The 2,500-nt window shown below is 55.6% G+C and carries 2 rRNA genes (1 of these 2 cut by a window edge); both read left to right on the top strand.

What is annotated here, in order from left to right:
• A 23S ribosomal RNA gene (locus tag FPY71_RS18365) occupies nucleotides 1-1,841 on the top strand; it begins 966 nt to the left of the window's first position.
• A 62-nt stretch (nucleotides 1,842-1,903) separates the two neighbouring features.
• Nucleotides 1,904-2,018: ribosomal RNA gene (rrf, locus tag FPY71_RS18360) — 5S ribosomal RNA — on the top strand.
• Nucleotides 2,019-2,500 lie beyond the last annotated feature (482 nt).

Here is a 2,500-nt window from a genome sequence, read left to right as displayed (position 1 = left end):
AAGTACTATCCGGCAGACACACGGCGGGTGCTAACGTCCGTCGTGGAGAGGGAAACAACCCTGACCACCAGCTAAGGTCCCCAAGTTATGGCTAAGTGGGAAAGGATGTGAGAATCCCAAAACAACCAGGATGTTGGCTTAGAAGCAGCCATCATTTAAAGAAAGCGTAACAGCTCACTGGTCTAGATTTAAGGGTTCTTGCGCCGAAAATGTACCGGGGCTCAAGCCATACACCGAAGCTGTGGGTTCACTCGCAAGAGTGAGCGGTAGCGGAGCGTTCCGTAGGCCGTTGAAGGCGCACCCGTGAGGGGCGCTGGAGGTATCGGAAGTGCGAATGCTGACATGAGTAACGATAAAGGGAGTGAGAGACTCCCTCGCCGAAAGTCCAAGGGTTCCTGCTTAAAGTTAATCTGAGCAGGGTTAGCCGGCCCCTAAGGCGAGGCCGAAAGGCGTAGTCGATGGGAACCACGTTAATATTCGTGGGCCTGGTGGTGAGTGACGGATCATGTGTGTTGTACAGGCTTAACGGATTGTCTGTGCAGCGAAGTGGTCCCAGGAAATAGCCCCACCGTATAGTCCGTACCCGAAACCGACACAGGTGGACTGGTAGAGTATACCAAGGCGCTTGAGAGAACTGCGTTGAAGGAACTCGGCAAATTGCACGCGTAACTTCGGAAGAAGCGTGACCTTGTATTGGGCAACCAGTGCAAGGTGGCACAGACCAGGGGGTAGCGACTGTTTATCAAAAACACAGGGCTCTGCGAAGTCGCAAGACGACGTATAGGGTCTGACGCCTGCCCGGTGCTGGAAGGTTAAGAGGAGGGGTGCAAGCTCTGAATTGAAGCCCCAGTAAACGGCGGCCGTAACTATAACGGTCCTAAGGTAGCGAAATTCCTTGTCGGGTAAGTTCCGACCTGCACGAATGGCGTAACGACTTCCCCGCTGTCTCCAACGCAGACTCAGTGAAATTGAATTCCCCGTGAAGATGCGGGGTTCCTGCGGTCAGACGGAAAGACCCCGTGCACCTTTACTATAGCTTTACACTGGCATTCGTGTCGGCATGTGTAGGATAGGTGGTAGGCTTTGAAGCGAGGGCGCCAGCTCTCGTGGAGCCATCCTTGAAATACCACCCTTATCGTCATGGATGTCTAACCGCGGCCCGTCATCCGGGTCCGGGACAGTGTATGGTGGGTAGTTTGACTGGGGCGGTCGCCTCCCAAAGAGTAACGGAGGCGCGCGATGGTGGGCTCAGAACGGTCGGAAATCGTTCGTCGAGTGCAATGGCATAAGCCCGCCTGACTGCGAGACAGACAAGTCGAGCAGAGACGAAAGTCGGTCATAGTGATCCGGTGGTCCCGAGTGGAAGGGCCATCGCTCAACGGATAAAAGGTACGCCGGGGATAACAGGCTGATGACCCCCAAGAGTCCATATCGACGGGGTTGTTTGGCACCTCGATGTCGGCTCATCGCATCCTGGGGCTGGAGCAGGTCCCAAGGGTTTGGCTGTTCGCCAATTAAAGCGGTACGTGAGCTGGGTTCAGAACGTCGTGAGACAGTTCGGTCCCTATCTGCCGTGGGTGTAGGAATATTGACAGGATCTGTCCCTAGTACGAGAGGACCGGGATGGACGTATCTCTGGTGGACCTGTTGTGGCGCCAGCCGCATAGCAGGGTAGCTATATACGGACGGGATAACCGCTGAAGGCATCTAAGCGGGAAACCCACCTGAAAACGAGTGTTCCCTATCAGAGCCGTGGAAGACCACCACGTTGATAGGCCGGGTGTGGACGCGAGGTAACTCGTGAAGCTTACCGGTACTAATAGCTCGATCGGCTTGATCGTTCTCATTCGCTAATGCTCATCTCTCTTCAAAAACCAGCTTCTTATCACATGCCATTTGCCGACCTGGTGGTTCTAGCGAGGTGGCCGCACCCGATCCCATTCCGAACTCGGCCGTGAAACGCCTCTGCGCCTATGATACTTCGTCTTAAGACGCGGGAAAGTCGGTCGCTGCCAGGTCTGTAAATCGCATGTGATACAGCTTCTTCAATCAAACAAAACGCCCCGATCCAAAAGATCGGGGCGTTTTTGCGTCCAAAAACTCCCAATCCCAATTGGCTCAATGTACTCAAACGGCCAAACGACCAAACAGCCCAATCAGTCAATGCCCGAATAGCTCAAGGTCGACAGAACCACAGCGCCAGCACAGCCCAAGCCGTGCGCTTCGAGCGTGGAGCGCCATGGGTGCACACCGGACACACAACGGGCACACAACCAGGCCTGTCAGGCGAATGGCTCTCAGTCGCCCGCAATGGCCAACAGGTGCCATTGTAGGGGCCTTCTGAGGGGAAGGAGAGCGCAACGCACAGCACAGCTCAGCTCAACAAGCAGCGGCCTAGTTCCACAAGCAGCGCCGCGCCACAACCATCTGAAGCGTCAGCCGCGACCACGTCACCGGCAAATGCGCGCAGCCATCCTTAGATGGTTGCCTGCAGAGCCGT

This window comes from Aureimonas fodinaquatilis (assembly GCF_008369445.1).
Classification (GTDB): domain Bacteria; phylum Pseudomonadota; class Alphaproteobacteria; order Rhizobiales; family Rhizobiaceae; genus Aureimonas; species Aureimonas fodinaquatilis.
The sequence above is the reverse complement of the archived record's forward strand: the minus strand, read 5'-3'. Positions and strand labels throughout refer to the sequence as shown.